General features: G+C 45.6%; 24 protein-coding genes and 1 riboswitch. Of the genes, 18 read left to right on the top strand and 6 right to left on the bottom strand.

Going from position 1 to position 25,656, the window contains the following annotated elements; translation table 11 throughout:
• The first annotated feature begins 127 nt into the window (after window positions 1–127).
• Both MHI32_RS25590 and MHI32_RS25585 read left to right on the top strand, forming a co-directional pair.
• Entirely contained in the window at window positions 128–1,321 is a 1,194-nt protein-coding gene (locus MHI32_RS25590) for an NAD(P)/FAD-dependent oxidoreductase (protein WP_036685230.1), read from the top strand.
• Window position 1,322: 1 nt separating this feature from the next.
• The gene (locus MHI32_RS25585) at window positions 1,323–1,601 is read left to right on the top strand and encodes a hypothetical protein (protein WP_036685228.1); all 279 of its coding nucleotides are present in this window, start codon (window positions 1,323–1,325) and stop codon (window positions 1,599–1,601) included.
• 67 nt (window positions 1,602–1,668) lie between these two features.
• Here MHI32_RS25585 and hemQ read toward each other — a convergent pair whose 3' ends face one another.
• A complete protein-coding gene (gene hemQ, locus MHI32_RS25580; RefSeq protein WP_312148999.1) occupies window positions 1,669–2,427 on the bottom strand; it encodes a hydrogen peroxide-dependent heme synthase in 759 nt (252 codons plus the stop codon).
• A gap of 373 nt (window positions 2,428–2,800) precedes the next feature.
• Here hemQ and MHI32_RS25575 point away from each other — a divergent pair, with 373 nt between their 5' ends.
• The 3 genes from MHI32_RS25575 (at window position 2,801) to dnaI (ending at window position 5,851) form a co-directional block, all read left to right on the top strand.
• On the top strand, window positions 2,801–3,097 hold the full coding sequence (locus MHI32_RS25575; RefSeq protein WP_036685224.1) for a YuiB family protein: 297 nt from the start codon (window positions 2,801–2,803) through the stop codon (window positions 3,095–3,097).
• A 240-nt stretch (window positions 3,098–3,337) separates the two neighbouring features.
• Complete coding sequence (locus MHI32_RS25570) at window positions 3,338–4,876, top strand: DnaD domain protein (protein WP_076134189.1); 1,539 nt, start codon at window positions 3,338–3,340, stop codon at window positions 4,874–4,876.
• 18 nt (window positions 4,877–4,894) lie between these two features.
• Entirely contained in the window at window positions 4,895–5,851 is a 957-nt protein-coding gene (gene dnaI / locus MHI32_RS25565) for a primosomal protein DnaI (RefSeq protein ID WP_076304903.1), read from the top strand.
• Between the two features lie 424 nt (window positions 5,852–6,275).
• On the opposite strand, the gene MHI32_RS25560 is transcribed toward dnaI, so the two are convergent.
• On the bottom strand, window positions 6,276–6,434 hold the full coding sequence (locus MHI32_RS25560; protein WP_094902239.1) for a YqzM family protein: 159 nt from the start codon (window positions 6,432–6,434) through the stop codon (window positions 6,276–6,278).
• A 353-nt stretch (window positions 6,435–6,787) separates the two neighbouring features.
• Between MHI32_RS25560 and trxA the strand changes: the two genes are divergently transcribed.
• Window positions 6,788–7,105 carry a thioredoxin gene (gene trxA, locus MHI32_RS25555; RefSeq protein ID WP_036679814.1) on the top strand — a complete coding sequence of 106 codons (318 nt, stop codon included), beginning with the start codon at window positions 6,788–6,790 and terminating at the stop codon, window positions 7,103–7,105.
• A gap of 121 nt (window positions 7,106–7,226) precedes the next feature.
• Window positions 7,227–9,179, top strand: coding sequence for an excinuclease ABC subunit UvrC (uvrC, locus tag MHI32_RS25550; RefSeq protein ID WP_282580007.1), 1,953 nt, complete (start codon window positions 7,227–7,229; stop codon window positions 9,177–9,179).
• 88 nt (window positions 9,180–9,267) lie between these two features.
• On the opposite strand, the gene MHI32_RS25545 is transcribed toward uvrC, so the two are convergent.
• Window positions 9,268–10,944: a CPBP family intramembrane glutamic endopeptidase gene (locus MHI32_RS25545; RefSeq protein WP_076218135.1), complete on the bottom strand. Its 1,677-nt coding sequence runs from the start codon at window positions 10,942–10,944 to the stop codon at window positions 9,268–9,270.
• Between the two features lie 320 nt (window positions 10,945–11,264).
• A riboswitch (cyclic di-AMP (ydaO/yuaA leader) is annotated at window positions 11,265–11,440 on the top strand.
• Between the two features lie 64 nt (window positions 11,441–11,504).
• Here MHI32_RS25545 and MHI32_RS25540 point away from each other — a divergent pair.
• Both MHI32_RS25540 and MHI32_RS25535 read left to right on the top strand, forming a co-directional pair.
• Window positions 11,505–12,863, top strand: coding sequence for a TrkH family potassium uptake protein (locus MHI32_RS25540; protein WP_249267754.1), 1,359 nt, complete (start codon window positions 11,505–11,507; stop codon window positions 12,861–12,863).
• 13 nt (window positions 12,864–12,876) lie between these two features.
• Window positions 12,877–13,548 (top strand): TrkA family potassium uptake protein, encoded by a 672-nt coding sequence (locus MHI32_RS25535; protein ID WP_036679808.1) that lies wholly within the window; start codon window positions 12,877–12,879, stop codon window positions 13,546–13,548.
• Between the two features lie 536 nt (window positions 13,549–14,084).
• Here MHI32_RS25535 and MHI32_RS25530 read toward each other — a convergent pair.
• Complete coding sequence (locus MHI32_RS25530) at window positions 14,085–14,987, bottom strand: LysR family transcriptional regulator (RefSeq protein ID WP_036679806.1); 903 nt, start codon at window positions 14,985–14,987, stop codon at window positions 14,085–14,087.
• 402 nt (window positions 14,988–15,389) lie between these two features.
• Here MHI32_RS25530 and MHI32_RS25525 point away from each other — a divergent pair, with 402 nt between their 5' ends.
• From MHI32_RS25525 to MHI32_RS25495, 7 genes are all read left to right on the top strand, one after another.
• Window positions 15,390–16,055 carry a succinate dehydrogenase cytochrome b558 subunit gene (locus MHI32_RS25525; protein WP_036679804.1) on the top strand — a complete coding sequence of 222 codons (666 nt, stop codon included), beginning with the start codon at window positions 15,390–15,392 and terminating at the stop codon, window positions 16,053–16,055.
• A 45-nt stretch (window positions 16,056–16,100) separates the two neighbouring features.
• Complete coding sequence (gene sdhA, locus MHI32_RS25520; protein ID WP_076127961.1) at window positions 16,101–17,843, top strand: succinate dehydrogenase flavoprotein subunit; 1,743 nt, start codon at window positions 16,101–16,103, stop codon at window positions 17,841–17,843.
• A gap of 75 nt (window positions 17,844–17,918) precedes the next feature.
• Window positions 17,919–18,683: a succinate dehydrogenase iron-sulfur subunit gene (sdhB, locus tag MHI32_RS25515; protein ID WP_036679800.1), complete on the top strand. Its 765-nt coding sequence runs from the start codon at window positions 17,919–17,921 to the stop codon at window positions 18,681–18,683.
• A gap of 210 nt (window positions 18,684–18,893) precedes the next feature.
• The gene (locus tag MHI32_RS25510; protein WP_340011236.1) at window positions 18,894–19,685 is read left to right on the top strand and encodes a DUF3891 family protein; all 792 of its coding nucleotides are present in this window, start codon (window positions 18,894–18,896) and stop codon (window positions 19,683–19,685) included.
• Window positions 19,686–19,742: 57 nt separating this feature from the next.
• Window positions 19,743–20,672 carry a metallophosphoesterase gene (locus tag MHI32_RS25505; RefSeq protein ID WP_081387889.1) on the top strand — a complete coding sequence of 310 codons (930 nt, stop codon included), beginning with the start codon at window positions 19,743–19,745 and terminating at the stop codon, window positions 20,670–20,672.
• Between the two features lie 38 nt (window positions 20,673–20,710).
• Window positions 20,711–21,253: a GNAT family N-acetyltransferase gene (locus MHI32_RS25500; protein ID WP_076184756.1), complete on the top strand. Its 543-nt coding sequence runs from the start codon at window positions 20,711–20,713 to the stop codon at window positions 21,251–21,253.
• A gap of 210 nt (window positions 21,254–21,463) precedes the next feature.
• Complete coding sequence (locus MHI32_RS25495; RefSeq protein WP_340012767.1) at window positions 21,464–22,195, top strand: NADPH-dependent oxidoreductase; 732 nt, start codon at window positions 21,464–21,466, stop codon at window positions 22,193–22,195.
• 143 nt (window positions 22,196–22,338) lie between these two features.
• Here the strand turns inward: MHI32_RS25495 and MHI32_RS25490 are convergent, their stop codons facing one another.
• Together MHI32_RS25490 and MHI32_RS25485 are read right to left on the bottom strand one after the other, a co-directional pair.
• Window positions 22,339–23,148 carry a histidinol-phosphatase gene (locus tag MHI32_RS25490; protein ID WP_076134201.1) on the bottom strand — a complete coding sequence of 270 codons (810 nt, stop codon included), beginning with the start codon at window positions 23,146–23,148 and terminating at the stop codon, window positions 22,339–22,341.
• A gap of 71 nt (window positions 23,149–23,219) precedes the next feature.
• The gene (locus MHI32_RS25485; protein WP_038573173.1) at window positions 23,220–24,122 is read right to left on the bottom strand and encodes a LysR family transcriptional regulator; all 903 of its coding nucleotides are present in this window, start codon (window positions 24,120–24,122) and stop codon (window positions 23,220–23,222) included.
• A gap of 254 nt (window positions 24,123–24,376) precedes the next feature.
• On the opposite strand from MHI32_RS25485, the gene MHI32_RS25480 reads away from it, so the two are divergent.
• Window positions 24,377–24,832 carry a chemotaxis protein CheX gene (locus tag MHI32_RS25480; protein WP_036679793.1) on the top strand — a complete coding sequence of 152 codons (456 nt, stop codon included), beginning with the start codon at window positions 24,377–24,379 and terminating at the stop codon, window positions 24,830–24,832.
• Between the two features lie 28 nt (window positions 24,833–24,860).
• Window positions 24,861–25,637, top strand: coding sequence for an SDR family oxidoreductase (locus MHI32_RS25475; protein ID WP_076127922.1), 777 nt, complete (start codon window positions 24,861–24,863; stop codon window positions 25,635–25,637).
• The last annotated feature ends 19 nt before the right edge of the window (window positions 25,638–25,656 follow it).

Genomic DNA, 25,656 nt, shown 5'->3' with positions numbered 1-25,656 from the left:
ATTTAGAAATGCTTCAAGTTTGATTGGAATTTCTTCTAAATATAAGTGTATAAATTCACAAAAAGGACCGTACATTGTTTCAATAAAAAATACAAAGACAGATTTACCTCTTGGAAGGAGCCGGAACATGAGTAGTATTCCCAAAATCGTTATCTTAGGCGCGGGCTATGGGGGTATTTTGACCGCACAGCGCTTGCAGAAGGCTTTGAATTATAATGAAGCGGATGTCACGCTTGTAAACCGTCACGAGTACCACTATTTTACTACCCATCTACATATGCCTGCGGCGGGTACGGACAGTATTGAACACACTCGGGTGTCCATTTCGAAACTAATCGATGAATTCAAGATCGACCTCGTGAAGTCATCTGTTCAGGAAATTCGTACTCAGCAGAAAAAGATTATTTTGGAGGATGGTACCCTATCGTACGATTATCTTGTCATTGCTTTAGGTGGAGAGCCTGAAACATTTGGTATTCCTGGACTTGATAAATACGCACTGACAATCCGGAGCATCAATTCCGTTCGTTTAATTCGCGAGCATATTGAATATCAATTCGCTAAGTACAAGAACGAGAACAATGCTCAGGAGCATATTAATTTTGTTGTCGGTGGTGCCGGCTTTAGCGGTATCGAATTTGTAGCTGAATTAGCTGACCGTATCCCTGGACTGTGTAAAGAATATGACGTTGATCCAAGTATGGTTAATATATATAACGTAGAGGCTGCTCCGACAGCACTGCCTGGTTTTGCTCCTGAGCTTGTCGAGTATGCGATGGACTTGCTCACCAAAAAGGGAGTTACCTTCAAGATGGGTGTTGCGATCAAGGAGTGTCTGCCAAACGGGGTAATTCTGGCATCAGGCGAAGAAATCAAAGCCTCCACAATTATTTGGACAGGCGGAATCCGTGGCAATCGTCTTATTGAGGCTGCCGGATTTGAAGCTATGCGTGGGCGCGTGAAGGTAGATGAATATCTACGTGCACCGGGCCAAGAGAATATCTTCATTATTGGTGATGGCTCCCTTATGATTAATCCGGAAGGACGCCCTTACCCGCCAACCGCTCAAATTGCTATGCAGCAGGGTGAATGCTGTGCGCATAATTTGGTGGCGGCAATCCGCAATCAACAGCCGAAGAAATTCGCATTCAGCAATAAAGGAACCGTAGCTTCCCTAGGCAAAGGCCAAGGAATCGCTGTAGTAGGCAGCAAAACTTACAAGGGCTGGACTGCAGCTCAGTTGAAAAAAGTTGTAGATATGCGCTACTTGTTCATTATCGGCGGAATTCCGCTGGTTCTGAAAAAAGGAAGATTCTTATAAGATGCGCCATTGCAGCGTACAGGTACGCGGACTGCTGACTCGTGAAGAATTGGACCGTTATAACGGACTGATAGAGGTTGGATCTTATCTGGAGGATCAGAACCAGTATGATCTGGCTTATATCGTTCAGAAGGAAATTGATCTGCTCATTCTCCCTGGTATCGAACGCCTGAAGGATAAAGGGCGCGCTCGGGATCGGGCCACGGCTGAATATCTGGAAAGTTTACGTGAAGATGATGAGGATAACGAAGATGAGGATTCAGGAACTTCGGTGTCTTAATCTAATCATATGGCAGTTAAAAAGGGTGTGTCTCCATGCGAACTGGAGACACACCCTTTTTTTGTTGTTACAGCTTGAGCATTTCTTCAAAAGATTCTTCAGTCAGCAGATTACCGACATAAAAAGGTCCGAATTGGCCGTAGCGAGCACTTACTTCGTCAAAACGCATTTCGTATACCAGCTTTTTGAATTGCAGTGCATCTTCAGCGAACAGAGTCACGCCCCATTCCCAGTCATCAAAACCGACGGAGCCGGTAATAATTTGCTTCACTTTACCTGCATATGAACGTCCAATTAACCCGTGTGAAGCCATGAGCTCCCGGCGTTTGTCCATATCAAGCATGTACCAGTTATCGGCAAGCTCGCGTTTTTTGTTCATAGGATAGAAACAAATGTGTTTCGCTTGCGGTAAAATAGGCTTTAAACGTGCGGCAACATGCGGATTCTGCATAGGGTCGCTGCCGTCGCTGCCACTGCCACCAGCAGCGTAGTTGCTTAATTCAACAATACTTACATATGAATAAGCTTTGGTTGTATATTGAGCAAAAGCGATTTTGTTAAAGGCGGTCTCAAGCTGGTTCAAAGCTTCTAGGCTTTCGCGCAAAAACATCATTACAAAATCAGCCTTTTGGCCCACTATGGAGTATACTGCGGTGCTGCCTTCTTTAGCTTCCTCAACAGGGCTCCATTCCTGCATAAAAGCATGTAGTTCTTCCAGGGCAACGGCACGTTCTTCATCATCTGCTGCCGTCCAAGCGGTCCAGTTCAGAGAGCGGAAGTCATGCAGTGCATACCAGCCTTCCAGTGTCAAAGCGGCTTCGATCATGATCTCACTCCTTAAAAGTTTTACGAAGCATAAGCCTCGCTGAAATAACATCGCGTAAAACTTGCTTCGAAAGCATACGCTTAGTTTTACGAAGCATAAGCCTCGCCCAAAATAACATCGCGTAAAACTCGCAATTGAAGCATAAACTTAGTCTTACGAAGCATCTGCTTCATAGGCTATGTATGATCTGATTAATCTACTTGCATTGTATCGCAATCAAGCCGCCAAGAGCAAACGGAGGCATCCTCTAAGTGTGCGAATTAGTGCGTGAATTTGAATAAAGTTCATTGCTTCGTGACATTTTTTCTAGTAAACTTACTACTAGCTTGTAAAAGATGTGCGCTTCTTTATAGAAAGGGGTGGAGACGGTAAGATGGGATTTATTCCAGTGTTTATCCTAGCCGTTTTATTCTTTGTGATGATGTTTGGTATCGGCTTTATTCTTAACATGTTAATGAAGACAACCTGGTTTCCCGCTTATCTATTCGTACTTATTATTCTACCCGTCGTAATCTATTCTATTTGGGATAGAAACGCGATGTCGCTCTGGGAGCATCTCTCCAGTTTCCACTTTGTTGATTATCTTACAGGTGTCGCTGGTCTTGCAGGTGCTATACTTAGTGGATGGACCATTCAAAAGCTGCGCTTTGGCGGTTACAAGATGTTTTAAAGATTTGAAAGAGCCTATGTTATGAATCAGTCTTATATTTCTGCGAGAAACGGGATACCTTCCTCTTTAGAGGACGGCGAAGCCGTTTCTTCTTGTTTAATAGAGGTAGATATTCGTAAGAAGAAGTTGATTATATTGCGAAAAGAGTCGAAATTGGGATTTTATTTACATTTTCGCTATGTTAATTTGTGATAGAATAGAATCCTGTATGAATTCGTGTAAACAAGGGGGTATCCGTAGATGCGGATGAGTAACTTACATCATTTCACCGAACATCATCGGTACTGCGTTTCCCGCGAATTTGGTCTTAGTGTTATAGATGGACGTATGCTTAGCTCTGTATATCAACCTATGGTAGGAGCCTTTGCAATCAGTTTCTATCGCTTGCTGGTTGAACATGTGCCAGCAGATAGCATTGGCTATTCTGGAGTGGAGCAACAGCGCAGGCTATTTATGACTTTGGGTGTTGAACCCAATGAGAAAGGCCGCAAATATTTAATTGATCAGGCTTCCCGGTTAGAAGCAGTGGGTCTGTTGCAGACCTGTCGAATCTATGTGCCGGAAACAGATGATTATTTGTATGAATATGAGCTAATGCCGCCGCTATCGCCAGCCGACTTTTTTGCCACTCAGCATTTAACCTTGCTGTTACGTGATAAGATTGGCAAATTTGCTGTGCTGTCCTTACGGGAACAGTTCTGGAATCGCGAGCCGGAAGAGTGGAGTCGCAGATCTATAGGCAAAGAGAATATTTCCGTGCCTTTTTATGATATTTTTCAACTTAATACACATGTCATTGATTATGAGCTGGAGCAAGCTTTGGCAGAGGTAGCCTCTGTTCGACAGCCCGGCACGCTTGAATCCGGAGAGCAGGCAATCGGATATAGTGACATTATTTTGCGTTTTCCACGGGAATCTGTGAATCGGGCTCATGTAGAAAAACTGCGCTTTGACCATACTCAAATGGGTGTAATTAACTATGTTGCTCATAAATACGAACTGAGTCCGCAGGATTTATGTCGTTTGCTGGATGAGGATGGAGTGTTCTCACCGGAGGGCGAGGTCATGCTGGATGCGTTGCAATATAAAGCGAGCCAACATTTCAGGCAAGATATGAAACGACAGGAAAAACGTGAAATTGCAGCTGCGAAAGTTGTTTCTATCCGGTCCAGTGCGACTGAAGAGAACGATGATTCTATAGCACCACCAGAGCAATCAGTAGAGATGGAGTATTATGTAGAAGTACCGCCACAATTTTTGTCCAAATGCGACATTCACCAATATAATATGATGCTGCGAAACGAACCTTATACAAGACTGCTACAAACCTTTTTCCCGGGTGCAGTACCCAGCCATCTGATGGATATGTTCGAGAAAATAGATCTGAACTATAAGCTGAGCGGTGAAGTAATTAATGTACTCATTCATTATTTAATGACTATGGTAGCCTCGGGTGGAGAACAGCGGATGAACCGCAATTTTGTAGAGGCTATCGCCTCCAATATGCTGGTGAAACAAGTGAACACCTACGAGAAGGCTGTAAGATATATTAGAGATCAGTCCAAAGTGAAGGGCAAGGGGACAACGGCTAATACGGCTGGAGGAACACGATCACGTTCTTATGCCAAAAATACAGGCCGCTCCAATAAACCGGAAATTCCGATTGTGCTGGATGATGGAAGTGCCGGAACAGTATCGGAAGAGGAATTCGCGGCGATGATGAAGAAAGCGGCAGAAATTAAGGCCAGTAAGAAAAAAGGCGTATCGCAAACGCCTTAATGAAAGAGAGGTGGAACAATGGAGTCTATGGGCGATGTACTTCGTTCGATCAACAATCCAACTCTACGGCAGCGTCAACGCGATCTTGAACAGGGGTTATTCAATCATCCACTTGTGAAGGCATTACAGTCCGAACATCCTGAACTGGACGAATCACGACTGCGGCTTCATATGAGTCGCCTGTATCAATATGTAGAGGAAAGCCGAAACTGTGCGAACTGCCCAGGACTAGAGAAGTGTCCAAATGATTTTCCTGGCCATTATAGTAAACTAACGGTAGAAACTGTGAATGGTTCAGTGGATCTATATGAACGCAAGACGGCATGCCGGCTTAAAGTGGCACAAGATAATCAGGATAACATCCGCAAACGTATTCGTAGCTTTTATGTGGACGAGCGTGTACTTAACGGCGGTTATGATGAGATAGATATTATGGGCAAAGACCCGCGCCGGGTCTCGGCTGTGAATAAAATATTTGATTATATCACGAATGTTAAAGAGGAAGGCCTGACTTCACGCGGCATTTATTTACATGGCTCTTTCGGAACAGGCAAAACTTTTTTGATGTGTTATTTACTGCATGAGCTTGCTGTTACTGGATATACCGGAGTGATCGTATACATGCCGGACTTTATAGAGGACTTGAAATCGATCATGATGGATGGCCAGAAGATGAAGGAAACTGTTGATACGATGAAAAACTGCGATTTACTTATTTTTGATGACATTGGTGCGGAAAATTTGAATCCTTGGGCTCGTGATCATGTACTTGGGGCGATCTTGAATTATCGGATGAACCGCAAACCAACCTTCTACACCTCGAATTATCCGTTGGATGGCTTGGAGAAACATCTTAGCTTTACGAGCAAAGATGGTGAAGAGGTCTATAAAGGCCAACGACTAATGGATCGCATTGCTCCTTTTGTGGATGTTCTTCCACTGCATGGGGAAAATCAACGAGGGGCCAATAGATAAGCCTGGAATATTCATAATGTAAAATTCAAAAGAGCAGTGATTCCTCTTTTATTGGAGGATCGCTGCTCTTCGTTTTTTTTAGTTATTCGAACTCAAACGCCGCTTTTTCCCTGCTACGAAGCAGGATCGCCTTAAGTCCTGATTGTTTTTCACTTGTTCAAACACACTTTCGGGTTGCAGCATCTGGCGGGCATACTGAATCTGATCGATAATTAGGGAAAGTCTCCCTAAAAATGAACTGATTCGTCAGCGAAAACAGATATTCTCCCGATTATTAGGGAGGAATTCCCTGATTCCGTTCATTTATAGCAAATATCGGCTATAATCAGGGAGGTTTTCCCTCATTATTCCAAAAAAAGAAGCCGCCCCATAAGTAGCATTCACTACTTTTGAGACAGCTTCTTTTTATTGTGCGATGATTCCTTTACTCCGAGAGAATAAACTTAAGGATGACCATTCCGAAAAAGACAACCGTCATAAACGTGGTCATTCCGAAAAATCCGGTCATTAAATCCCCAAGATCATTGCGGGGTTCTTCGTTGATATGTTCTCGTGGGTCCCGTACTTGCGCGTTAACATCCATAGTTTCTGCCTCCTTACAGGGACAAGCCCTGTATTATTAGATGCAAATTGACATTAGTTTATGAAATAAGTCATTGACAATTAATGCGCTTTCTTTAAGTATACCGAAATGCTGGGGAGGTTGTAAAGAAAAGAGTACGCAAAAAAAATACATTGAAGGCAATATAATTGCGAGTGATATTTCACATATCCCATAAAGATATGTTATACTTGTAATGTGTCGGTAAGTGGTAATTTGGTTATCATATTACATGAAACAATTTATTAACTCATATTACGGAGCAGCTTCCATGAACTAAGCTTTGGCTTAAGATGTGCGTAATGCTTCGCAAAACTTAAAGGAGGAACAATATCATGGCTATCGTGAACGTGTCTGACCAATCCTTCAGTAACGAAGTGGAAGGTCAAGGTACTGTAGTAGTAGACTTCTGGGCTCCTTGGTGTGGTCCTTGTAAAATGCTCGCTCCAATCTTGGATGAATTGTCCACAGAGCTGGGAGACGACGTGAAAATTGCAAAATTGAATGTGGATGAGAATCCGGAAACGGCTTCCCGTTTTGGTGTTATGAGTATCCCAACTCTGATCTTCTTCAAAGATGGTCAACCGGTAGATAAAGTTGTGGGACTGAACTCCAAAGAATCCCTGAAAAATATCGTAGCAAAACATCAATAATTGATAGATGCTACTGTTCGGGCCTCGGCCCTGCCACTCAGCGCCTTCGGTTCATTCCGGAGGCGTTTTGTGTGCTGAATGCCAACTAATCATGGGTCCAATTTAGCTGGAGGGGATCATTTTGGACAATATCCGCAATAAACTGGCACTACTACCCGATCTGCCTGGCTGCTATCTGATGAAGAATCAGGAAGGCACTATTATTTATGTGGGCAAAGCGAAGGTACTTAAGAATCGGGTACGCTCTTATTTTACAGGCAGTCATAATGGTAAAACGCAGCGGCTTGTCGCTAATATTGCTGATTTCGAATACATCGTTACGTCCAGTAACATGGAAGCGCTCATTCTAGAGTGTAATCTGATTAAGAAACATATGCCGCGTTATAATGTGCTTTTGAAAGACGACAAGACGTTTCCTTATATAAAAATAACGAATGAAACTCACCCGCGCCTTGAGGTTACACGCCGGGTGATTAAAGATAAAGCAAAATATTTTGGCCCTTATCCTAATGCTTATGCTGCTCAGCAGACAAAAAAGCTCCTAGATCGTATGTACCCGCTTCGTAAATGCGGCGTGATGCCAAAGGAGGTCTGTCTTTACTATCACATGGGCCAGTGTTTGGCACCGTGTGAGAAGGAGGTTCAGAAATCCGAGTATGAGCAGATTACGCAGGACATCGCTGCTTTTCTAGGCGGAGGTCATGAGGCGGTTAAAAAGGATTTACAGCAAAAAATGCAGGAAGCTGCTGAGGAATTATATTTTGAGCGGGCGAAGGAACTGCGGGATCAGATTATCCATATCGATGCATTGATGGAGAAGCAGAAGATCAACACTACAGATACTAAGGACCGGGATGTATTTGGTTATGCTGTAGACAAGGGATGGATGTGTGTACAGATTCTGTACATGAGACAAGGGAAGATGATCCAGCGCCATTCCTCCGTGTTCCCGTTCTATGGTGAAGCCTACAGTGACTTTATGTCTTATGTGACGCAGTATTATAGTGATAATCCCGCTTTGCCGCAGGAGATCCTGCTGCCGGATGTGCTCGATGAGGAGTCTCTGGCTAATAAAGAGACTAAACCCGAGATCGCCATAGCTGCTCCAGCAGAAGCGGATTTACAACAGGGTGAAGATACTCCTGAATCGGCTGAAGAGGCTGAGGCACGTGCGACGGCGGCGGAGGAAGCTGCGGCAGCTGGGATCGTGGATGCCGCTGGCGGCGCCTCCATTCTGCAGGAGTGGCTGGGCATTAAGGTGCTTGTGCCACAACGCGGTCTTAAGAAGCAGATGGTTGGCATGGCTTGCCAAAATGCAAGAGTGGCTATCGACGAGAAATTCCGGCTGATTGAACGGGATGAAGAGCGTACCTCTGGAGCAGCGATCAGCTTAGGCGAGAGCTTGGGGCTTGAACGCTTGAGCCGTATTGAGGCGTTCGATAACTCGAACATTCAGGGGACTAATCCGGTCTCAGCGATGGTTGTCTTCATTGATGGTAAGCCTGCACGAAAAGAGTACCGTAAATATAAGGTTCGTACGGTGGTGGGTGCGGATGATTATGGAACGATGCGCGAGGTCATTCGGCGGCGATATGAGCGGGTATTGAAGGAGAATCTTCCGATACCGGATCTTATCGTGGTCGATGGAGGGAAAGGGCAAATCTCCTCTGCTATTGATATTCTGGAGAATGAGCTGGGATTATTCATTCCGGTCTGCGGCCTTGTTAAGGATGATAAGCATAAGACGGCTCAGCTTTTGGTTGGAGATCCGCCAGAGCCTGTCGCGCTAGCCCGGGACAGTCAGGAATTTTACCTTTTGCAGCGGATTCAGGATGAGGTCCATAGGTTCGCGATCACCTTCCACCGTGAACAGCGCGGGAAGTCCATGGTTACCTCCAAGCTGGACTCTATACCTGGTATAGGTGAGAAGCGCCGTAAAGCGCTGCTAAAGCATTTCGGATCGCTTAAGAAAATTAAAGAAGCCTCCGTGGATGATTTCCGTACACTTTCTATTGGAGAAAAGCTGGCAAAACAAATTCTTGATGCGCTCAAGGATGAAGAGCCAACCTCATAGCAATGGTGACAAAAGAAAAAGGGTATCAAAGCAGCGACTAAAGCGGCTTTGATGCCCTTTTTTAATTTCATTACGTCTTCACATTAGTTTAAATCAAAGAAGAAGGCTCCACCGGCTTAGGCTTCTGTGGTGGATTAAATCGATAGACGATGTAAGCGACTATGAACGGCATAATAATCGCGAAGATACCCGCGCCTACATTTACGCTCTCCTTCATAAAGATCAGCGTAGCGCCCATCAGGATGCTGTCAAACACGACGTGGCTGAACATGACAGCAATAAACCCGTAACGAAGGAAAATATAGCTGAACAGCAGCCCGATTACAGTCAGCTCAATGGGACGGGAGCTGATGGGATAGATCGGATATAACGTATGGCCAAACGCCCAAACCAGCGTGGTGATCAAGCAAGCGATAAAAGTGTTCCGGAACACCTTTTTCAGCATAGGAATTCCGAAAAAGCGATAAATGGCTTCCTCAGATAAACCAGCGAGCCATGCGACGATAGGCAGAAGCCAAGCATATCTCATGTTATAAGGAGATTGGGTGGCGTCTGTAGTAGACCAATTGTGCAAGGTAAACGATAATATGATGAACATAACCGTCTGCACCCCTAGCAGAACGAAAGCCCAGATGTATCCAGCCCGGATACTGTCCAACACATATTGTCCATAGCCGGGCTCTTTGGCGCGGGGCCAAGGGTTCATGCCTTCCTCTTTTCGCCATAAGCCATTGCCGCCCACTAAAGAAAAGTAGAGCAAGGAGGACATCAGCAGGCTGTACAAAGCATAAATGATAAACATAATGACAGAGGTAATCTGTGCTTCTAGCCCTTCGCCCGTTGATTCAGGCAGCATATTATAGGTGCTGATCATCATGATTACAAAATAGGCTGAGCTTAGGAATACTCCACGTTTAAAGGAAGTATGCTCTCTTCTAAGAATACTGTAGACGAGTGCCAGAATTCCTAAAATCAGTGTGGGTATACCGTAACCGAATAATGTTAGCTTTTCCGCTAAAGAGGTCTGTCCTTGTACGTAGGAGGTATGCCAAGCTGGTGCAGTGAATCCGGCATTAAAGCTGGATACCTGCTCTCCACTGAAATCAAAATAATAGTGCAATAAGGATTCGCCGACCTGAACAGTACTATCCGTATACACTAGCCCATGGCTTCCTGTATTCGATTCAATTTGTAGCTTGGCAGGATTTACTTCCCATTCCTGAAGCCAAGGACGAGCAAGATTCTCCTTCTGCGCTAGAGTGAGGTCAGCTCCCTTGTCCTCTTTTGCACCAACGGAAGCGATGCCTGACCCCTCTTCGGAGGTAACTTTTGCAGCCTTTGAGAAAGCGACAATCTTACCGGTATACATATTGAGGTCAACGATGATTTGCGGCTCTTGCTCCGCTGAAGGAGTAAGCGTTGCCCGAAAGACATCAAAAGGATATTTTTGATCCAATTTTTTCTTGGTGTAGTCCTCCACAAGCTTCTCGCGAGACATATAACCATAAAAGGAAGAGTCCGTCTGGTAAAGTACATTCCATTGATCGTTTGGTGCTTCGGTGTAGTTGAGCTTTTGTTCTGCAAATAATATGGCTTGGTCACGGGCTTCTGCCTTGCTAATGACGGTGGTATCTTCACCTGTAGGGCTGCTAAGCAGTGAAGGGGAAATCTGAAACATAATAAATAGAATAAGACCGATAATGCCCGAGATGATGAGCCTCTTGGAGAGGGCACGTTGCTGTAAGGGCTGGCCGACGGGATTCATGTAACGCCTCCTTGTTATGTACTGACAATGTTATGTTCCATTATAGTATTAGTGCCTGGTTGGTTACAAAAAACATTATATGTTCTTTTTATGGGTAATAGAGATAGTATAGAATAGTCATGTGAATTTATACCATGAATTTTATCGTGTTCATTTCTGCACGAATGATGAGAATCGGTGTAATTGCAGGGAAAACACGGAAAAGTGATGAGAAAAGGCACTCCTTTTGATGCAGTCTCTTTAAACCGCATTTTTTCATGTGAATGAGCATTAATTGTGTCTTTGTGAATTCACTAAATAACGTATATAATTTGTATGCAATTGTATAGTAGCCGAATTTCTGGTGAAAACGGGGGAACCATAAGAAGTGATGAAAAGTGGAGTGTACACGATAAATGGCACTTTCATCAGGGGTGAATTTCGTTCTGGGAACGAATAGGGCAGCCTGCACAGTCCGAATCCGACAGCTAACCTCGTAGGCTAATTTACTGCAGGAACCAAGTCAGCATTGGTTTTCCAGTGCTTTTTTTGTTGGAATTTTTGATAAGAAGGTGAGCAAAGTGGCTTCACAGTTTCGCAGGATTTCTGAATTTAAGTTTCTGAAGCTCTCGCCGCCGCAGATACTGGTGCTTGGTTTTGCATCGATCATTCTGATAGGGGCCCTGCTGCTTATGCTGCCCATCTCAAGCACAAGCGGGAATTCCGTGGAATTTATTGATGCATTATTTACTTCAACGTCGGCAACCTGTGTTACAGGGCTTGTTGTGCTGGATACCGGAACTTCGTTCACGATTTTTGGGAAAACCGTAATTATGATCCTGATCCAGATCGGCGGCTTAGGTTTTATGACCATGGCCACTCTATTTTCACTGGTGTTAAAGCGTAAAATATCTTTGCGGGACAGGCTAATCCTACAGGAAGCCATGAATCAAGGCTCTATGGAAGGAATTGTGCGACTGATCCGGAGAGTCCTCATATATTCTCTTGTCATAGAAGGCTGTGCCGCTGTGCTGCTGTCTATTCGCTGGGCTTTTGATATGCCGTTGGGAAAAGCGATTTATTATGGCATATTTCATGCGGTGTCTATGTTTAATAATGCGGGGTTCGATATTTTTGGGGATTTTCGCAGTTTAACTGATTATGTATATGATCCGCTTGTGAATATTATTGTGATGTTTCTGATTGTCTCCGGCGGGATTGGTTTTATTGTAATGTCAGATCTGGTGGAGTTTCGGGTAACCCGCAGGCTGTCTCTACATAGTAAAGTTGTCCTGTCCACCAGTACAGGGCTGATTCTGATCGGAGCTTTGGTTATTTTTATATTTGAGTTTACTAACACTCGTACCCTGGGTTCACTGAATTTCGGCGGTAAAATATTATCGGCCTTCTTTCAATCCGTGTCTCCCCGTACGGCTGGCGCGAACACAGTAGATATTGCTGGACTTCGGCAGGCTACACAATTTTTTATAGTGATTCTTATGTTTATTGGTGCTTCTCCGGGCTCAACGGGCGGGGGGATTAAGACAACAACCTTTACGATGATGATTGGTGCTGTAATTGCTATGCTGCGTGGACGGGAAGATGTTGTGTTGTTCCGTTATCGGCTGGCTCAAGAGCGCATCTACAAGGCATTAACGATCACGCTGCTGGCTTTGTTGTTAATCGCCTCTGTGTCGATGATACTCTCCACAACTGAAGACAGTAATTTCTTGGCAATCTTGTTTGAGACGACCTCCGCCTTTGCTACGGTAGGACTGACTATGGGGCTAACTCCGGAACTGTCAGCGATCGGTAAGATTCTACTCTGTCTGACGATGTTTGCAGGTCGGCTAGGTCCACTAACCTTAGCGTATGCACTCGGTCCCAAACAGGGTAAACCACTGTATAAGTATCCGGAAGGTAAAATAATTATTGGATAGGAGTTAATTAGAAATGAAAGCACAGCAATTTGTAGTAATCGGCTTAGGTCGCTTCGGTTCAAGCCTGGCGCTTGAGCTGATGGAAATGGGCTACGAGGTGCTCGGCATTGACCACCATGAAGAACGCGTGGAGGAAATGAGCGATCAGCTGACGCATACGGTAGTAGCAGATGCTACAGATGAGGGAATTATGCGCTCGCTTGGTGTACGGAACTTTGATTGTGGGATTGTTGCGATTGGTGACAATATGGAGAGAAGCATTCTGGCGGCCATTTTGTTGAAGGAGATTGGAGTCAAGCAAGTGGTGGCTAAGGCAATCTCTATCCTTCATGGCCGCGCACTGTCGCGGCTGGGGGTTGATCGGGTTATTTTTCCGGAGCGGGATATGGGGATTCGTGTGGCACATCAGCTGGTGACGCCCAATTTGCTGGATTATATTGAACTGTCCAAGGATTATAAAATTGTCGAGCTGACCGTACCTTCCTGCATGAACGGCAGAAGCTTGTCTGATTTAAATACAAGAGCTAAATATGGCTGCAGTATTGTTGCCCTAAATAGGGAAAGCGGAATAATCGTCGCTCCAACTGCCCATGATTATTTGAGTGAAGGCGATGTTATGGTACTCATTGGTCCTAATGAAAGTATTGACCGTTTTGAGAGTGAAGTTGTGAACCAAGAATCATAGGAAAAGAAGCTGACTCAAAAGTAGTGAATTCTACTTGGAGGCAGCTTCTTTTTTATGGAGTAAAGAGTAGGAAAAGTAATGGATTTACTGTGTCGTATGACATTAGACCACGCGTTGTTTTCTATAATGTTGGTTTGGTCGGTGCGCGACTTGCTAGGTGTGGTTATCGTACGGCTTGCAATTAGATGATTTGTGGTATCTGTGACGGTGAAATATGTGTGGCGAAAAGCGATATGTGTTCTTTGTTTGTGCGATGTACAGAGTGGGTTTTAAACTAGTTGGGGAAAAACTCCCTGAAAATAGCCGCTATTCGCTCTAAATGAACGACATTAGGGAATTCCTCCCTAATAAACAGAGGGATTCCTTAATTAGTTACTGAATCGGCCGAAAATTAGGGAAGTTTTCCCTAATTTTAAGTCTGCTGAACAGAAATCTCTGAACTTCAGGGAGAAATTCCCTAATTACGCTATAAGTACTTCACTTATTGCCTCATTTGGAGATCACTAGGTGCGCCCCTTGATTCATTTGGTCCGGCTTTACTGCTCACGTTCTGTCAGAAACATCTCTTCGGTAACTTGCACCAGACTGCGAGCCGCCGTGCTCATGCTTCCATCGTCACGGTAGATCAGGCAGGTGGTCCGTTGAGTTTGCTCCAGCTCCTTGATATGTAAGGACACCAGCCCGCCGCCGTTCAGCAGTTCTGGACGCAGATAAGACTTTGGCAGTAACGCAGCCGCTTTGACGGTCGGAAGCAGCCGTACGATGGCTTCGAAGGAGTCAATCTCCATGCGCACATCGGGATCAATCCCGCAGCGCTGGAATAGATCGTCCGTCAGACGCCGGTACCAGGTCCCCTTTGAGAAGAGAATCATAGGCAGCCGGGATAGATTATCCATGGTTAGCTTGGAAGATAAATTTAAAGGATGCTGCTCTGAGACGACTAGTCGCAGTTGATCCTCAAATAGAGAAATGCAGCGCAACCCGGGTTCTTGAATAGAGGAAGCGATCAGACCTACATCTGATTTTCCCTCACTAACTGAGGATACGATCTCATGCGTTCGGCCTGTGATCAGCTTCAGCTCTGCGGTCGGATATTTGTCCATATAAGCGTTTACCAGCGGCGGAAGCGTGGTCTGCAGGGAGGTAAGACTAGCCCCCAAGGTGACAAGCCTTGGCTCCCCCTCTTTGAATTTGGAAAGAGCCTCCAGAAACTTGGAACGCTGCTGCCGTTGTTCAAGCGCATAGGAATAAGTGAGACGCCCAACCTCGGTTAACTCCAGTCGTTTGCCATAACGATTAAACAGTGCAACCCCCAGACGTTCCTCGAGTTTAGAAATTTTGCGAGACAAGGCGGGCTGGGATAGATTGAGCTGGCGTGAGGCCCGGTTTAAGCTGGAATGTTCCACAACTGCTGCAAAAACATCTAAATCGTCAAACATAATTGAGTTCCTCTCCTAATGCGATGTACGATCAGTAGTGATGAAATTCATAGCCGTAAGAGTAACTGTTCTTATTACATAAGGAAAATCAGGTTATGTCGGAAAATGTTGTTTTGCTAAATGAGAATTATTATCATATAAAATCTATTCTTATGCGTTTATTGTATAACGTTTAATAATTAGATTGCAATTCCCTTATAAGCGAAAAAAGAGTAACATGAAAAGTGACACAAGATATTCACATTTTGTGAAAAATAAAACTAAGTCCGGTAAACTCTAGGATAACGGTAAATTAAGGAATTATGTCATTGGATTGTCAACGTTATCCTGTGTCAAATGTAGTTCCGGCGGTGAATACCCATTAATGAAAACGCTGTTTTAATCGGAAAGGGGTTACTTTGTATGAAAGGATTTTATTCCAGAAAGATTCATTCCTTGCTAGGCGTTATCCCACTTGGAGCCTTCTTCATTGAGCACATGATGACGAATTTTGCGGCTGTAGAGGGTGGCGCTTCCGGTTTCACTGACAGCGTGTTATGGCTGAACAGCCTGCCGCTCGTCTTCTTCCTGGAATTGTTCGGTATATGGCTTCCTCTGCTGTACCATGGGGTATACGGACTTTATATTGCGTATCAATCCAAGCCGAACTTGAACCGTTTCAACATTGAAAGAAACTGGCGTTATACCCTGCAACGGATTACAGGTATTGTTACCTTCATCTTTATCGTCTGGCACTTGTTCCAAACACGGGTTCAGGTGGCGGTGGGTAATGTGGAGCACGAAGAATTAGGCGGTCTGATGCATGATATCGTGACTCAGCCACTTCTGCTGACACTGTATATTATCGGTATCGTTGCTGCATGCTTCCACTTCTCGAACGGTCTCTGGTCTTTCTTGATCAGCTGGGGAATCACCGTAGGTCCACGTGCACAGCGGGTATCTTCTTACCTCTGTCTTGGCATATTTGTATTAGTAACTTTCATGTTCCTGATTTCGCTGGTTACTTTCCGTGACAGTGAATTTCAAACTGCAGCAACCATTGCCCAGTCCATAAAGACCTTCATTTAATTTAAGAATCCTTTCTGATATTTTCGATAAAAGGAGTGAACTATCATGGCAACATCCGATATCATTATCGTGGGCGGCGGCCTGGCCGGCCTGATGGCTACCATCAAGGCAGCGGAAGCTGGTGCGCATGTCCATTTATTCTCATTAGTTCCTGTAAAAAGATCACACTCCGTATGTGCGCAAGGCGGCATCAATGGCGCTGTAAATACCAAAGGTGAGGGCGACTCCCCTTGGGAGCATTTTGACGACACCGTCTATGGCGGTGACTTTTTGGCGAATCAGCCGCCGGTTAAGGCGATGTGTGAAGCTGCGCCAGGTATCATTCACCTTATGGACCGGATGGGCGTTATGTTCAACCGCACACCGGAAGGTCTGCTCGACTTCCGTCGTTTCGGCGGAACGAAGCGGCACCGTACAGCTTTTGCCGGCGCGACTACAGGCCAACAGCTGCTGTACGCGTTGGATGAGCAGGTGCGCCGTTGGGAAGCTGAAGGTCTCGTAACTAAACGCGAGAACTGGGAGTTCCTTTCAGCTATCATCGACGACGAAGGTGTATGCCGAGGCATCAGTGCCCAGAATCTTAAGACGATGGAGATTGAGACTTTTCCTGCGGATGCTGTTATTTTGGCAAGCGGCGGGCCGGGTATTATTTTTGGCAAAACAACAAACTCCGTAATTAATACAGGGACAGCCGCAAGTGCGGTATACCAACAGGGCGTACATTATGCCAACGGAGAATTTATCCAGATTCACCCAACGGCTATTCCGGGAGATGACAAGCTCCGCCTGATGTCGGAATCGGCACGTGGCGAGGGCGGCCGTATCTGGACTTATAAAGACGGGAAACCGTGGTATTTCCTCGAAGAAAAATATCCGTCCTACGGTAACTTGGTGCCGCGCGATATTGCTACACGTGAAATTTTTAATGTGTGTGTGGATCAAGGGCTGGGCATTAATGGCGAGAACATGGTGTATTTGGACCTCTCTCACAAGGATCCGAAAGAGCTGGACGTGAAGCTTGGCGGGATTATTGAAATTTACGAAAAATTCATGGGGGATGATCCCCGTAAAATACCAATGAAGATCTTCCCGGCTGTGCACTATTCTATGGGCGGCATGTGGGTTGATTACAATCAAATGACGAACGTTCCGGGTCTTTTTGCAGCTGGAGAATGTGAATATCAATATCACGGAGCGAACCGTCTAGGCGCCAACTCTCTGGTATCTGCTATTTACGGCGGTATGGTCGCAGGACCAAAGGCTGTTGAATACATTAAAGGCCTGAAGAAATCATCGCAGGATATCTCTTCTTCCGTATTCGATAGCTTCCACAAAAAGCAAACGGACAAATATGAGTCTCTATTGGCAATGTCAGGGACAGAGAATGCTTATGTGATCCACAAGGAACTGGGCGAATGGATGACCGCTAATATGACCGTGGTGCGGCACAATCCGAAGCTGGAAGCGACCATTGGCAAAATCAAAGAGCTTAAGGAGCGTTATCGCAAGATCAATATGAATGATGCATCGCGCTGGAATAACCAAGGTGTGGCCTTCACTCGCCAGCTCTGGAATATGCTGGAGCTGTCCGAAGCGATGACACTTGGAGCGCTTATGCGGAATGAGAGCCGTGGTGCACATTACAAACCGGAATTCCCGAATCGTAATGATGAGGAGTTCTTGAAGACCACAAAAGCAGCCTGGACTGCAGAGGGTCCACAAATCTCCTACGACGAAGTGGATGTCTCGCTGATTCCTCCACGGGTACGCGATTATTCGAAGGATTAATGCTTTCCAGTAACAGAATAGCTTGCGAGGCAAGCTTCATGAAATAAAATCAGGCAATTTTAGGAGGGAACCATTATGGCGGAAACAGCTGCAGCTCCCAAAAACGTAAAGTTTATCATCACCCGCCAGGACGATCCACAAAGTTCATCGTATGTCGAGGAATTTGAACTTCCTTATCGTCCAGGTATGAATGTGATCAGTGCTTTGATGGAAATTCAGCGTAACCCTGTGAATGCCAAAGGTGACAGCACAGTTCCCGTATGCTGGGATTCCAACTGTTTAGAAGAAGTGTGCGGAGCTTGCTCCATGGTGATTAATGGCAAACCCCGCCAAGCCTGCGCTGCACTTATAGACAATCTGGAGCAGCCTGTACGAATTGAGCCTATGAAGACATTTCCGGTGGTGCGTGACTTAGTCATTGACCGTACCCGGATGTTCAATGCGCTAAAACGGGTGAAAGCATGGATTCCGATTGACGGTACGTACGATCTTGGACCGGGACCGCGGATGCCGGAGAAAAAACGGCAGTGGGCCTATGAATTATCCAAATGTATGACCTGTGGCGTATGTTTGGAGGCTTGTCCGAATGTCAACGAAAAGACGGATTTCATCGGACCGGCAGCCATTTCTCAAGTACGTCTGTTCAATGCTCACCCTACAGGTGAAATGAACGCTGACGAAAGATTGGACGCTCTGATGGAGGATGGCGGGATCGATGGCTGTGGTAACTCACAGAACTGTGTACGTGCTTGTCCAAAGGGGATTCCTCTTACGACATCCATTGCAGAAATTAACAAGCAAACAACGAAGCATATGTTCAAACGTTGGTTAGGTGTGTAATTAATAGTACCGCCAAATGTTTATCTATTGAGCTATCCTCAAAGTGGATTCCATTCGCTGGGGGTAGCTTTTTTTATGTTGTTAAGACTCTCTTATCTGCTTGAGGCGGGAAAGTCTTGCAGGGCTGGAGCAGGTTCAGAATATTGACCAATTTATGCTATAATATCCATTGTTAACGTAATGTTAGCTGTGGAACAAGGAGGAATAATCGTGATTTGTCGGGAGCAAGATGGAGCAATTGTAATGGTTAAGCAGCATGATCACGGGAAACTTGCCGGAGAGCTGGCCATTGGGTTCAAAGAGCAGCATGTGCCAACTGAAGGACGCCGGGAAGAGGTACTGTGGGCAGTAGCCCAGCATGATAGGGGTTGGATTGATCTCGATGAGACCCCTTTCTGGAATGATGCGGAGCAAGCACCCTACACCTTTATTGATTTTCCTGTAGTGCCTAAGTTGACCTTTTATAAGCGTGGATTAGATGAGATCGAGGAACACACACCGTACGGAGCGTTGCTGTGCAGCTTGCATTTTGAGCGGCTTATTAAGATTGCGGGACTCGATTATCCAGAACTTACATTGTATCAAGAACATGAAGAGGAACGCAGAGCACGTATCCATCGGGAACTTGAAGCTTCCAAGCCTATTGGGGAAGATGAGCTGTATTATGATGCCCGACTTTTAGAATTCTGCGATGATCTGTCCTTGTATTTGGCCTTAAATGAGCCAGGGTGTCCGAAATCAGAGGAGCATCCATGGTGGCGTGAAGGGTTCTCAGGTACTGAAGATTTCAGTTTTACGTCAGGTCGTGTTATCACAGCGGAGTGGCAGGATAAGTCAACGTTAATGCTTGAACCGTTTCCTTTTGAAAAAACGCTGGAAGTAGCATTTATGCTGAGACGAGTTGAAAAATCAGAAATCGCAAAAAAAGGGATTGCACGCGCTTACAGCGAAACTCCGGAGAAAGAATGCTGGATTGTTCTAACTGCCCGAAATAATATATAAGTTATTATTTGGACCATCTGTTTTTCGGGGAAAAGGTAAAGAAAGGAGAATCTCCCTATGAAGATACAATCGTCTGGGGCTTCTCCCAATAAGAATGGCGATAAGATCCACAAGGACACCTCTAAGGGGCGTTCTGGTGGCGAGTCAACAATTACCCGCCGGCAGTTCCTGACTCGGAGTGCGGCTGCTGTAATCGGCGCAGGATTGCTTACAAGCGGATATGCATGGCAGGGGGAGCCGAACTGGATTGAGGTCACTAAGCTGGACTTGCGCTTTAAGGAGCTTCCTTCCGCTTTTTCAGGGATGAAGCTTGTTCATTTCAGTGATACGCATCTCGGATTTAATAAGGATGCCAGGGATCTGACCCGACTCGCTAAACATATAAGCAAAGCTGAACCGGATCTTATTTGCTTCACGGGTGACATTGTGGACAGCGATCCTGAGGATCTTGTTGAAGCCGTACCGGTGCTGGCAGCGTTAAGTGCGCCATTGGGTAAATTTGCGATATTAGGCAATCATGATTACAAGAATACCCAGCTGGTTACCGAGCTGCTGGAGTCTGCGGGCTTCCGGGTGCTAAGGAATAAATCCTACCTTCTAAAAAGAGGCGGGGCAGTCATGGCGGTTACGGGTCTGGATGATCTGTTACACGGTAAACCCGACCCAGCGAAAGCCATTACTGGTGTTCCTGAAGGAACCTTTAACGTCCTTTTGATGCATGAGCCGGATTATGCGGATACCGCACAGGCCTATTCATTTGATCTACAGCTTTCCGGGCACAGTCATGGCGGACAAATTCGCCTGCCCTTTATAGGTGCGCCATTTACACCTTATGGATCTCTTAAATACATAAATGGATTGTATTATACAGAAGACAAAGCCATGCCTGTGTATGTGAATAGAGGGTTTGGAGAGACATACATGCCTTTTCGGTTATTGTGTAGGCCAGAATTAACGGTTCTGACGCTGCATCGGTCCATGAGCTGATTAGGCTGGAATTTTAGCTGCACGGAAGGGGAGAGAAGATGAGCACCTATGGAGCAGTGTTGTTAGAGACACAACATGGTTTAGCGGTAGATCTGAGGCTGATCATGCCTGAGGATGTTTTAGCTTTGCGGCAGCTGCTCTCCCATCCAGATGTGCAGCGCCATATTCTAGTACGCTCCGGCCCTGGATCAGTATCTGCCCAGGTGGAGAAGCTGGTAAACCGGATGTTATTTGCCTTCGATCCTTGTGCGCTGCATGCCGGGATCTATTTAAAGGGGCAGCAGCGGTTGATCGGTATAGTGGCTTTGCAGAATTGGAACCGCCGTGAGGGCACAGCTACCTTAGGATATATGCTGGACCCGGCATGGTGGGGATGCGGGCTGGCGACGGAGGCCGTGGGTTTGTTTTTGAACTATAGTGTTCATACCCTTGGGATAACAAGGATCGAAGGACGCTGCACAGGAGATAATATTAGATCGGAACGTGTGATGCTCAAGAACGGTATGAAGCTGGAGCGGGTGATGCCCAAAGTCGGCTCCTTGGACGATGTAATGAAAGTATTCACATTGTTACACAAATGAAATAATGCCGTTATCAAACTCTAACAGTGTGCGGTTAAACTAAGTACATGACCCCCTTTTAAAAATATACTGCTTTGGGACCCGATGATTCGGGTCCATTTTTTTTGTTTGAAAAGAGTAGCGTAAGTGATTGGCAGTACCGAATCCGATCGTTTATGATTAACATACTATGGAGTGGAATGACCAAGGAGGCGTAACATTTTGAATGAAGTGGTACAAACATTAAAAAATCATCGTTCTTTCCGGCAATATTCAGACCAGCCTGTGGAGCCAGAGAAGCTACAATCAATGATTGAATCGGCTCAAGCCGCACCGTCATGGGTTCATGGACAGCAGGTATCGATAATCGCCATCAAAGATCCTGCGCGTAAGCAGCAGCTTTCAGTTTTGTGCGGAAATCAGAAGCATGTAGCGGCAGCACCGGTTTTTTTGGTGTTTTGCATGGATTTTTATAGAGCTAAAGTAGCTAGTGAGCTGGAAGGCAAGTCTTTTGAAGCCGTAAAAGATGTGGATGCGCTTTTGGTTGGAGCTACAGATGTGGGAATCTCATTGTCTAACGCGATTGCAGCGGCGGAATCCATGGGACTGGGCATCATTCCTATTGGGGGTGTGCGCCGCAACACAGCGGGTGTGATTGAACTGCTGAAGCTGCCGGAGTACGTATTCCCTGTCGTCGGTCTCTGCGTGGGATACCCAGCGGAGGAGGTTTCTCAGAAGCCGCGGCTGCCGCTGGAAGCTATATTTCATGAGGAGCAATACAATCCGGATGTACAAGGCCTCCTGGAGGCATATAATCAAACCCACCGTGAATTCTTGCAGCAGCAGGGGATGACGGAGAGAGATTGGACCAGTACGATTGCTCATTTTTATGAGATCAACCCGGAATATGGAGATGCGAAACGTACGCTGAAACAACAAGGTTTTAGCTGTGATAATCTGTAAATAAACAAAATAATGCACCAAGCTGAGATTGGTTTAACGGAGGGTGAACCCTGCCCCTAAACCAATAACGCTTGGTGCATTATTTAATTTCTCGCTTTAACGCTTACCGTCCTTATAGGGACGTTGAAGGCGTTTAGGCTTGATTACAGAGAAACTTTGACTTTTTGGCGCTGCTTGTAATAAACCCAGTGTGTAAAGCCTATTGCTTTGAGCTGTGCAGCTACCGCATCACGATCCTCAGCGACCCGGGACGGCTTATGTGCATCCGAACCGAAACTAACCTCTACGCCAAAATGTAGTGCCCGCTCCAGAATATCTTCAGAGGGATACCAGCCGCCGACCAGCTTAGTTCCGCCTGAGGTATTGATTTCGATGGCCACGCCACATTCACTGATTACACGCAGACAATCGTCAATCGGCTGAGGTGCAGGAATTTCGGAAAAAGCAGGATAATTCCCCTTCATCGCATCAATATGCCCGAGTATTTGGAACATACCACTGCGTGCGGAATCAGCAATCAACCGGTAATATTCAGACTTCACGCGGATCTTCTCATTTTTGCTAAGGTTTTTCCAGCGCCCTTTGTTAAAAATGCTGACTCCACCAACACTATGTACCGATCCAATCACATAATCAAAAGGGTAGGCGGATAATGTCTTGCGGTATATCTCAGCATGTTCGGGGAAGTAATCTGATTCGATGCCTAACAGGACGTCGATAACGCCTTCGTACTCTTTTTTGAGGGAGAGAACATCATCTACATAATTAGCAAATTCGGATTTAGCCATTGCGATTTTGGGAAAAGCCTGATCGGATGGATCTCCGAAATAGGGAGTATGATCGGAAATACCTATAACGCCCAATCCAGCGGCAATCCCAGCTTCGATATAATCTCTAATCGTTCCGTCAGCATGGCCACAGCGGAAATGATGGGTGTGTAAATCAAATTTCATCAAGAACATCTCCTTTAAACAAGGTTATGCAATCAGCTCAGAAGTAATCGGTTCCACTTTGTGGGTGGGATTTATTCAGACCCGATAAATTGGGTTTCTGGCATGCCTTTAAGATCGCTTAGGAACTGCCTCATAGCAGAGTTTACGTATTTTCCTGATTTCGTGATCACACCAACAGGATGCGTGACCTCCAACTCAATAATTGGCACAATTTTGAGAGTGCCGGCTCGAACCTCAGCGGTAACTGACTGCTTGGAAATAATGGCGGCGCCCAAATCGAGCTCGACCATCCGTTTCACTTCCTCGCTGCTGGTCAGCTCCATAATGACCTGAGGTTGAATGCCATGTTTGTTCAGAACCTCATCCGCAAATTTACGGCCCACTGTGTCTGGTGAGAGCAGAATCAGCGGGGTTTTGCTTAAGGCTTCTATCCCAGCGGTCTTCACTTGAGCGAGAGGGTGTCTGGGAGAGACCACCAGTTCGAAGGTATCATAATACAAAATGGAAGTAGACATGCCCGGGCTACGTCCAATTAAATAACCGATGCCGACATCAACAATGCCGTTTTCGACATGCTGATAAATTTGTGATGAGGACATAGAGGAAATTGATGTTTTGATATGGGGGAACTGGTCTTTAAAATAAGATAGAATACGCGGTAAAATTTGAATAGCGATTGAGGTAGTTGTGCCTAAAACTATATGACCTTGGGGATTTTCATCAAGATCTGCAAGCCGTTCCTTAAGTTCCTCGACAATCCTCACTATTTGTTCCGCATGCTCCAGAAAGACAGTCCCTCTATCCGTTAATGTAACAGGCTGGTTTCGGTCAACCAGCTGAGTCTTGAACTCTTCTTCAAGGCTCTTAATCTGTGCTGAAACCGCTGGTTGGGTCAGATTAAGCAGTTCTCCGGCCTTGCGAAAGCTCATCGTTTTGGAAATTGTTATTAGTGTCTCCAGCTGGCTGATGTTCATGGAATACCTCCTTTGGACCATCGAATTGGATGTGTAATTGCGTTAATATCTTACGTTCCACGTTGGCATTTGTTTAAATTATAGGAGATAATACCCGGCAGAGCAATGTTGCTGCGTAAACTATCTTGGGTTTGAATTCGACATATGCATTAATTTTTGCTGAATTGTGCCGATATATAAAGTATAATATATCCATATTGCTTGGGACTTTTGGTATATGACCAAAGCACGATAAAGGGGGAGACTAGACATTCATGAAAGCAGAAGTAATTAATCCGTTTCTAGAGTCTGCACGGACTGTTATAGAACAAGTAATTCAGGTCTCGCCTTCTACGGGGAGTTTAGGCATTAAAGAAATTGAACTGATCGATAATCATATATGGATTCAAGTAGGGATGACAGGCCAACTGAGCGGAAATATTATATTTGGTATCGCGGAGCAGGTAGCCTTGCGAATGGTATCGATTATGATGGGTGGCTTTGTGATCACCGAGATGGATGAGATGGGTCAAAGTGCAATTTCAGAGCTGAGCAATATGATCAGTGGGAATGCCAGTACCATTCTATATAATCAAGGTGTTTCGGTGGATATAAGTCCTCCTCAGATTATGAAGATGGAAAGCATGTCTTTTATGCCTCGTAAAGCGCTTAGTATTCCGTTGTTGATGGATGGGGTTGGAGAGATGGATATTCAGGTGATGATCTCTTAGGCAAGAGTTAGGAGCTGAAATACTATTCATGGTACTCAAAGATAAGGTTGTTGTGATTACAGGAGCGTCCAGCGGCATTGGTGCATTAACGGCACAGATGCTTAGTAAAAAGGGGGCAATCCCTGTCCTGGTAGCACGTTCCGAAGCGAAGCTGAAAGAAACAGCGGCCGGTATCCCGGGCGTTTTTGGACTGTACACCTGTGACGTAACAGATGCTGAGGGTGTTCAGAAGACCTTCGCACAAATTTTGGAGGCATATGGCAGAATTGATATTTTGCTAAATAACGCAGGGTACGGCAAATTTGCTGCTTTTACAGAGATGGAGCCTCATGAATTTGACGATATGATGGATGTTAACTACATGGGGATTGTCCGGTGCACGAAGGCTGTTGTTCCACATATGCTGGAGCGGGGAAGCGGCCAGATTGTAAATGTGGCTTCCATGGCAGGGAAGATAGGCACGGCCAAGTCCGTAGCCTATACGGCTACCAAACATGCTGTACTCGGATTCACAAATGCGCTCCGTCAGGAGCTGCGGAAGAGTGGAATTATCGTCTCGGCTGTGAACCCGGGGCCGATTGCCACCGATTTTTTCAAAACGGCTGACCCGTCTGGCAATTATGAGAAGAGTGTAGCCCGGATGATGATGACCCCAGAGCATGTATCTTCTAAGATCGTTAAGGTTATGGAGACCGGCAAAGAAGAGCTCGATCTTCCGGGTCTGGCAGGGTTTGGCATACGGCTTTACGGGCTGTTTCCTCGCCTGGCGGACAAGCTTACTTATAATGCGATGAACAGAAAATAGACCCTGTTGTCAGCTTTAT

Source organism: Paenibacillus sp. FSL H7-0690, assembly GCF_037980415.1.
GTDB lineage: Bacteria > Bacillota > Bacilli > Paenibacillales > Paenibacillaceae > Paenibacillus_AQ > Paenibacillus_AQ odorifer.
Note: the sequence above shows the minus strand (reverse complement) of the source record. Positions and strands in the feature narration are given on the sequence as shown.

What these genes read in the sequence shown, in the direction of transcription:
- MHI32_RS25590 (WP_036685230.1), top strand. Translation starts at nt 128, where the DNA reads ATGAGTAGTATTCCCAAAATCGTTATCTTAGGCGCGGGCTATGGGGGT.
- MHI32_RS25585 (WP_036685228.1), top strand. Translation starts at nt 1,323, where the DNA reads ATGCGCCATTGCAGCGTACAGGTACGCGGACTGCTGACTCGTGAAGAA.
- hemQ (WP_312148999.1), bottom strand. Translation starts at nt 2,427, where the DNA reads ATGATCGAAGCCGCTTTGACACTGGAAGGCTGGTATGCACTGCATGAC.
- MHI32_RS25575 (WP_036685224.1), top strand. Translation starts at nt 2,801, where the DNA reads ATGGGATTTATTCCAGTGTTTATCCTAGCCGTTTTATTCTTTGTGATG.
- MHI32_RS25570 (WP_076134189.1), top strand. Translation starts at nt 3,338, where the DNA reads ATGCGGATGAGTAACTTACATCATTTCACCGAACATCATCGGTACTGC.
- dnaI (WP_076304903.1), top strand. Translation starts at nt 4,895, where the DNA reads ATGGAGTCTATGGGCGATGTACTTCGTTCGATCAACAATCCAACTCTA.
- MHI32_RS25560 (WP_094902239.1), bottom strand. Translation starts at nt 6,434, where the DNA reads ATGGATGTTAACGCGCAAGTACGGGACCCACGAGAACATATCAACGAA.
- trxA (WP_036679814.1), top strand. Translation starts at nt 6,788, where the DNA reads ATGGCTATCGTGAACGTGTCTGACCAATCCTTCAGTAACGAAGTGGAA.
- MHI32_RS25545 (WP_076218135.1), bottom strand. Translation starts at nt 10,944, where the DNA reads ATGAATCCCGTCGGCCAGCCCTTACAGCAACGTGCCCTCTCCAAGAGG.
- MHI32_RS25535 (WP_036679808.1), top strand. Translation starts at nt 12,877, where the DNA reads ATGAAAGCACAGCAATTTGTAGTAATCGGCTTAGGTCGCTTCGGTTCA.
- MHI32_RS25530 (WP_036679806.1), bottom strand. Translation starts at nt 14,987, where the DNA reads ATGTTTGACGATTTAGATGTTTTTGCAGCAGTTGTGGAACATTCCAGC.
- MHI32_RS25525 (WP_036679804.1), top strand. Translation starts at nt 15,390, where the DNA reads ATGAAAGGATTTTATTCCAGAAAGATTCATTCCTTGCTAGGCGTTATC.
- sdhA (WP_076127961.1), top strand. Translation starts at nt 16,101, where the DNA reads ATGGCAACATCCGATATCATTATCGTGGGCGGCGGCCTGGCCGGCCTG.
- sdhB (WP_036679800.1), top strand. Translation starts at nt 17,919, where the DNA reads ATGGCGGAAACAGCTGCAGCTCCCAAAAACGTAAAGTTTATCATCACC.
- MHI32_RS25505 (WP_081387889.1), top strand. Translation starts at nt 19,743, where the DNA reads ATGAAGATACAATCGTCTGGGGCTTCTCCCAATAAGAATGGCGATAAG.
- MHI32_RS25500 (WP_076184756.1), top strand. Translation starts at nt 20,711, where the DNA reads ATGAGCACCTATGGAGCAGTGTTGTTAGAGACACAACATGGTTTAGCG.
- MHI32_RS25490 (WP_076134201.1), bottom strand. Translation starts at nt 23,148, where the DNA reads ATGAAATTTGATTTACACACCCATCATTTCCGCTGTGGCCATGCTGAC.
- MHI32_RS25485 (WP_038573173.1), bottom strand. Translation starts at nt 24,122, where the DNA reads ATGAACATCAGCCAGCTGGAGACACTAATAACAATTTCCAAAACGATG.
- MHI32_RS25480 (WP_036679793.1), top strand. Translation starts at nt 24,377, where the DNA reads ATGAAAGCAGAAGTAATTAATCCGTTTCTAGAGTCTGCACGGACTGTT.
- MHI32_RS25475 (WP_076127922.1), top strand. Translation starts at nt 24,861, where the DNA reads ATGGTACTCAAAGATAAGGTTGTTGTGATTACAGGAGCGTCCAGCGGC.